Below are 6245 nucleotides of genomic sequence, written 5' to 3'. Positions count from 1 at the left end.
AAACCTGTAAAGTTGAGCCCCTGCGGGGGGGGCAACTTTACAGGTTTCCGTAATTTATTTTGCAAAAGTACTTATATAGCTATAAACCCAGAAGAGTGTTGCGGCGCAAAGCGCCGCAACACTCTTCTGGGTTTTGTTTTTGTCCTAACATAACTGGCTACTGCTATATCCCTGTAAAAAAATCATCTTGGCAACACTTTGTTTAAATCCCAAGTGGCTGGGCATAATTAAAACCCAGAATCAAGAGCTGTAGCGCACGCGCAGCGTGCACTACAGCTCTTGATTTTTTCAAGTTATAAATTATCAGGATCTATACCTTGCGATCGCAGGTAAGCAGCCAATTTATCAGCTCGTTGGCTCGCTGCCTCAGCTCGTTGGCTCGCTGCCTCAGCTTTCTCGGCTAGGGTGGGCAGCCAACTAGTTTGGTTATACCACCGCAGCCAAAGCCCTTCGGTTCCTTGATAAACCCCTTGCCAGAGTCCCAATCCCATCCCTAAACTTTCGATCCAGAAGCGACCCTCAGTTAATGAGATTGCCTTATATCCGTTAACTGAAATCTCAAAGGCACGCAGATTATTTTCGTAGCGATCGTAGATTACATAGTAAGGAACGCGCAAAATCCGCTCGTAGACCTCCCACTTAGTCGGTGGCTGGTTGACCTCTCTCAGCCTTTGTCCTAGGTCATCTTCTTCAGTTCCTGGAGATAGCAACTCCACAACCAAAAAAGGCGTAACGCCCTCTTGCCAGATTAAGTAACTCAGCCGCAATTCCTGCTGTTGAATAGCTCTCGGTACACCCAAAACCATATACCAATCAGGACGCTTGTACCATTGAGTATGTCTGGGGTCGTAATAGAGATTGAGATCACTTGCGAGCAGGATCTCTTCTGGCGAATAGCCAACGGGTTGGCAGGTCTCACTGAGTAAATCCGCCTGTATGCAATGAAATTCGTCAGGCAAACCAGACTCTCCCACCAACTCACTTGGCAAATCGTACATTGTTGGCATTGTCTCTAGGGGCGATCGCGGATGAATTGGCTGATACATAGCGTGACTAGCCTTGAGTAACATTGTCAAAATACAATTTTACCAAATTTTTTCGGTCTGTAATATAGCCGTCGCCGCTTGTATGTAAGGCAAAATCAAAACCCAAGAAGAGAATAGCGGCGCAGAGTGCCGCTATTCTCTTCTTGGGTTCACTGCCATAATTACATAATCTCTAGCTGAGAGTCATCCCCAACCAGAAAACGTAGGGCTTGAGGACGCTTGGGAGAGACCTGCATCAATACCCGCTGACCAATGACACTATCGACGATGCGTTGATGAATTCCTGTAATTGTGGTGTCGTTGAGAATCACACTATGTTCGATATCCGTATCAACAATAGTGACGCGATCGCTGATGCTGGTATAGGGACCAATGTAAGCATGTTCGAGATGACAATCATTACCGATGATTACAGGTCCACGGATTTTACAGTTAATAATTTGAGAGCCTTGACCTATCTGAACCCTTCCGCTGATATTACTAGCGGAATCAACTTCACCGAGATTTTGGGATTTAAGTCGCGTATCCAGCAAAATTTGATTAGCAACCAGAATATCGTCCTTTTTACCAGTATCGAGCCACCAACCCTCAAGTTCGGAGGCTTCAACCTTTTGATTGGTATCAATTAACTTTTGGATAGCATCGGTGATTTCCAGCTCACCTCTAAAAGATGGAGATATTTGGGCGATGGCATCATGAATTATTGGTTTAAAAAAATACACCCCAACTAGCGCCAGATTAGATTCAGGTTTTTTGGGCTTTTCAACCAGTCTTAGCACTTTGCCTGTTGCATCTACAGTCACGACCCCAAAGGCACTGGGGTCTGGTACTTGGCGCAATAAAATTAGAGCATCTAATTGCTTTTGCGCAAAATCATTCAAGAAGGTATCCAGTTGGGATTCGATCAGGTTATCACCGAGAAACATGATGAAGGAATCATCGCCTAGGTATGGCTGTGCGGTTTTAACGGCATGGGCTAGCCCTGCGGGTTTATCTTGGAGAATATAGGTAATATTTGCACCAAAGCGATCGCCGTTACCCGTTTTGTTTCTAACTTCATCCCCCGTTTCAGGGCTAATCACGATGCCGATATCGGTAATGCCTGCGGCGACAATACTTTCGATGCAGTACCAAAGAATTGGCTTGTTGGCGACGGGTACTAGTTGTTTTGCCCCTGTGTAGGTGAGCGGTCGCAGTCTTGTTCCTTTGCCACCAGAGAGAATTAAGGCTTTCATATCTTTCATATTTTTATGTTTTCCAGATATCTAAAAATTAGCAACGCGAGGTGAAGCTCATGTTTATTAAGTAGCTGGGCAATTAAATATAAAACCCAAAAAGCTGTAGCGCATGCTGCGCGTGCGCTACAGCTTTTGATTCTGGGTTTTAATTATGCCCAGCCACTTGCATGTTTATTAAAGGTATGATTTTTCAGCTAAATAGGCTGTAAGTGCGTCTTGCCAAGAACGCATTTTAAAAGCTGCACTCGGATTTAGGCGATCGCTAACGAGAGCAGAATTCATCGGTCGCTTAGCTTTGGTGGGAAACGCAGATGTCGGAATTGACTCAATCGGATGATTGATATTAGCTAGGCGCAGGATTTCGGTAGCAAACTCATGCCAAGAGCAAATACCTGCATTCGCCCCATGCATAATTCCCGTAGTACCAGCCTGTAATAATGAGTCTAAGAGTCTGGCTACGTCGTAGGTATAGGTGGGAGACATCACCATGTCATCGACCACCTTAAGGGAATCGCCTGCTTTGGCTTTTTTAACGATCGTTTCCACAAAGTTGCCCCCTTTACCGCTTGCGCCTGCTTTACCAAATACGCTAGATATGCGCAAAATTAGCGATCGCGGGGTCGTTTGTTTGACTAGATATTCACCCGTGAGCTTAGATGTCCCATAAACATTAATCGGATCGGGAAGATCGGACTCGGAGTAAGGAACTTGGCGATCGCCGCGAAACACGTAATCAGTGCTGATATATACACACAAAGCGTCCATATCGCGGCTTGCTCTTGCCACATTCAATGCACCGATCGCATTGACGTTAAAAGCTCTTTCGACCTCCTGTTCGCAGTCATCGACCCTTACATAGGCGGCGCTATTGATGACAACATCAAATTTGTGCCCGCTCAAAACTCGATCGACAGCATTGGCATCACAAATATCAATATCGGCGCGAGTTAATGCGGTGAGTTGATAGCGATCGCCTTGGGCAAAATGACTGACAATATCCGAGCCTAACTGACCATTTGCCCCGATCAGAGACACTTTTAGAGGATTACTCATCGGGCATACCACTGGTTGTAATGTTCCTGAAATACTTTCTTATCCTTGACCGCTTGCCACCAATCTGAGTTCTGTTTGTACCAAGCGACGGTTTGAGCCATGCCCCGTTGAAAATCCCATTGACGTTGCCAGCCTAGAGCCTCCGTCGCACTAGGATCGACGGAGTAGCGATAGTCATGTCCTGGACGATCGCTAACCGATCGCATTAAGGATTCGGGGCGATCGAGCAACCCTAAAATAGTCTTGGCAACTTCAAGCCCATTCACCTCCATTCTCGCCCCCAAGTTATAGGCTTTACCGCTGTTACCTTTGTGTAAAACTATGTCAATACCTGAGCAATGATCTTCAACATAGAGATAATCACGGACAGCGGAACCATCGCCATAGATGGGCAGGGCTTTGGACTCTAGCGCGTTGGTGATGAAGAGCGGAATAATTTTTTCAGGATATTGGTATAGTCCATAGGTATTGGAGCCTCTCGTAATTACCACATCTAAGCCGTAGCTAATGCCATAGGAAAAGACCAGATGCTCTGCGCCAGCTTTGGATGCAGCGTAGGGGCTGCGAGGTGATAAAACGTCAGTTTCTAACGAATGGCGATCGCTGCCCACAAGATCGCCATAAACCTCATCGGTCGAAACATGGAGAAAGCGTTTAATTTGATGTTTTCGCGCCGCTTCCAAGAGTAATAAAGTGCCTTCAATATTCGTACGGATGAAGGGGAGCGGATCGCGCAAACTGCGATCGACATGGCTTTCGGCGGCAAAGTTGAGGATGGCATCCACGCCATTGACGGCTTTTTCCACATCGTCAGGATGAGCAATATCGCCTTGAATGAAGGTAAGGCGATCGCGAACATCCTTGAGATTGTCTAAATTACCCGCATAGGTGAGCTTATCTAAAACCACGATCTCCCATGTCGGATGATTGACAAGGGCATAATGCACGTAGTTCGAGCCAATAAATCCAGCCCCCCCTGTGACGAGTACTCTTGAGAATTTTTCTGGCGATGCTGCTGGAGATAATCCTAGATTCATACAAATAACTCTGCTTCTTTCAATGATTTGCCAACGGCATCCTTATCAGACAAAATCGGGGATTCGTCAAGTTGCCATGCGATCGCAAGGTCGGGATCGTTCCATAACAAGCAACGTTCTTCTTGAGGATCGTAGTAATCTGTAGCCTTATAGGCTATTTCTGCAAAATCAGACAAGACTAGAAATCCATGGGCAAATCCTGCGGGAATCCAAAGCTGTTGGTAGTTTTTGGCACTTAGAATATTACTTACCCATTTACCAAAGGTGGGCGAACTGCGACGCAAATCTACGGCAACATCTTGAATTACACCGATTAAGGCTCTCACTAACTTACCTTGAGGCTTGCCGATTTGATAGTGCAATCCTCTCAATACATTTCTTTGCGATCGCGAATGGTTATCCTGCACAAACCTCGGATTTAGCCCTGTCATTTTTGCAAAAGATACTTGATTATAGGACTCATAGAAAAATCCTCTTGCGTCGTGGAAAACTTGAGGTGCGATCAGTAAAACATCGGGAATTGCTGTAGTTTCAACTTTCATGCAAACATTGCCTGACCTTGTTTCAAAAAATTATGGCTCAAAATCATCTCCTCGACCAGTCTCAGCAATCCTCCATAGAAGAGATCGTTCAAAAATTCTTGCCACAATCTCCAATTGCGAATATTCAACGTTTTGGCAGTGGCAATATCAATGATACTTTTCTAATTTCTTTAAAAGATAATTTAAAAGATAATTTCAAAGGTAATTTACCAGTCCAACATTCTAGTCATTTTATTTTGCAGCAGATAAATACGGCGGTATTTAAAAAACCACCGATGGTTATGCAGAATATCCGAATTTATGCAGAACATGTGCGCGATCGCTTGCAAGCATCCCCCCTCGATCGACGGTGGGAAATTCCGCAGATATTGCCAACTGAAGAGGGGCATGACTATTGGCAAACTGAGCAGGGGGAATTCTGGCGATCGCTTAGTTTTATCGAAGGCTCCCAATCCTTTGATGTAATTGCAGATGTCGAACGGGCTAGAGAAGTTGGCTATGCTTTGGGAACTTTCCATCATCTGACTAGCGACTTAGCGGCGACTAGATTGGCGGATACCTTAGAAGGCTTTCATATTACGCCACGCTATCTCAGGCAATATGAACAGATCTTAGCCAAAGGAAATCGGCATATTTCTCCTGAAGTCGATTACTGCATGAGGTTCGTGAGCGATCGCCAAGGATTAGCACATATTTTAGAAGATGCGAAGGCGGGGAAACTGCAAGAACGAACGATCCATGGCGATCCGAAGGTAAATAATATTCTGTTCGATCGCCAGACCCAGCTGGCGGTAAGCATAATCGACCTCGATACGGTCAAATCAGGATTAATCCATTACGATATTGGTGATTGTTTGCGATCGGGCTGCAATCTTCGGGGCGAAGAGACAGAACAATGGGAAGATGTCACCTTTGAGATAGAACTATGTCAAGGCATCTTGCAGGGATATTTAGCCAAGGCTAGTTCCTTTTTGACGGAATCCGATTACGCCTATATTTACGACGCGATCAGGGTGATTACCTTTGAGTTGGGTTTGCGCTTTTTTACCGATTACTTAGCAGGTAATATCTACTTCCACGCCCAACATCCCGAACATAATCTATGGCGATCGCTAGTACAGTTTCGCCTAGTCGCAAGCATTGAATCACAGGAATCAGCCATCAAGCAAATCATTGTTGACTCATCTAAATGAGAAAAATAGAGCTTCGACTCATTTAGAATTACCAAGTACCTCAGCATAATTAAAATCCAGATCTAAACCCTGCGGCGCATCGTGCGCCGCAGGGTTTTAGGGTTTTATATTTGATTAAGCCCACAACCATTTAAGA

The 6245-nt window shown here is 45.2% G+C and carries 6 protein-coding genes; 1 reads left to right on the top strand and 5 read right to left on the bottom strand.

Annotated elements, in window-relative coordinates; translation table 11 throughout:
* Positions 1-293 precede the first annotated feature (293 nt).
* The 5 genes from AC805_RS10880 to rfbC all read right to left on the bottom strand — a co-directional run bounded on the left by AC805_RS10880 (position 294) and on the right by rfbC (position 4916).
* Positions 294-1046 carry a Uma2 family endonuclease gene (locus tag AC805_RS10880; RefSeq protein ID WP_055075457.1) on the bottom strand — a complete coding sequence of 251 codons (753 nt, stop codon included), beginning with the start codon at positions 1044-1046 and terminating at the stop codon, positions 294-296.
* 161 nt (positions 1047-1207) lie between these two features.
* A complete protein-coding gene (locus AC805_RS10875) occupies positions 1208-2281 on the bottom strand; it encodes a glucose-1-phosphate thymidylyltransferase (protein ID WP_055075458.1) in 1074 nt (357 codons plus the stop codon).
* A gap of 177 nt (positions 2282-2458) precedes the next feature.
* A complete protein-coding gene (gene rfbD, locus AC805_RS10870) occupies positions 2459-3337 on the bottom strand; it encodes a dTDP-4-dehydrorhamnose reductase (protein ID WP_055075456.1) in 879 nt (292 codons plus the stop codon).
* Positions 3334-4374, bottom strand: a complete 1041-nt coding sequence (gene rfbB, locus AC805_RS10865) for a dTDP-glucose 4,6-dehydratase (RefSeq protein ID WP_055075455.1) — start codon at positions 4372-4374, stop codon at positions 3334-3336. The genes rfbD and rfbB overlap by 4 nt, the downstream gene beginning before the upstream one ends.
* The gene (gene rfbC / locus AC805_RS10860) at positions 4371-4916 is read right to left on the bottom strand and encodes a dTDP-4-dehydrorhamnose 3,5-epimerase (protein ID WP_055075454.1); all 546 of its coding nucleotides are present in this window, start codon (positions 4914-4916) and stop codon (positions 4371-4373) included. The genes rfbB and rfbC overlap by 4 nt, the downstream gene beginning before the upstream one ends.
* Before the next feature lie 32 nt (positions 4917-4948).
* Here rfbC and AC805_RS10855 point away from each other — a divergent pair, with 32 nt between their 5' ends.
* Positions 4949-6109 carry a phosphotransferase enzyme family protein gene (locus AC805_RS10855; RefSeq protein ID WP_055075453.1) on the top strand — a complete coding sequence of 387 codons (1161 nt, stop codon included), beginning with the start codon at positions 4949-4951 and terminating at the stop codon, positions 6107-6109.
* Positions 6110-6245: the final 136 nt, after the last annotated feature.

Origin of the sequence: Pseudanabaena sp. 'Roaring Creek' (assembly GCF_001402795.1) — a bacterium.
Lineage (GTDB): Bacteria > Cyanobacteriota > Cyanobacteriia > Pseudanabaenales > Pseudanabaenaceae > Pseudanabaena.
The sequence above is the reverse complement of the archived record's forward strand: the minus strand, read 5'-3'. Positions and strand labels throughout refer to the sequence as shown.

What these genes read in the sequence shown, in the direction of transcription:
- AC805_RS10880 (WP_055075457.1), bottom strand. Translation starts at nt 1,046, where the DNA reads ATGTATCAGCCAATTCATCCGCGATCGCCCCTAGAGACAATGCCAACA.
- AC805_RS10875 (WP_055075458.1), bottom strand. Translation starts at nt 2,281, where the DNA reads ATGAAAGCCTTAATTCTCTCTGGTGGCAAAGGAACAAGACTGCGACCG.
- rfbD (WP_055075456.1), bottom strand. Translation starts at nt 3,337, where the DNA reads ATGAGTAATCCTCTAAAAGTGTCTCTGATCGGGGCAAATGGTCAGTTA.
- rfbB (WP_055075455.1), bottom strand. Translation starts at nt 4,374, where the DNA reads ATGAATCTAGGATTATCTCCAGCAGCATCGCCAGAAAAATTCTCAAGA.
- rfbC (WP_055075454.1), bottom strand. Translation starts at nt 4,916, where the DNA reads ATGAAAGTTGAAACTACAGCAATTCCCGATGTTTTACTGATCGCACCT.
- AC805_RS10855 (WP_055075453.1), top strand. Translation starts at nt 4,949, where the DNA reads ATGGCTCAAAATCATCTCCTCGACCAGTCTCAGCAATCCTCCATAGAA.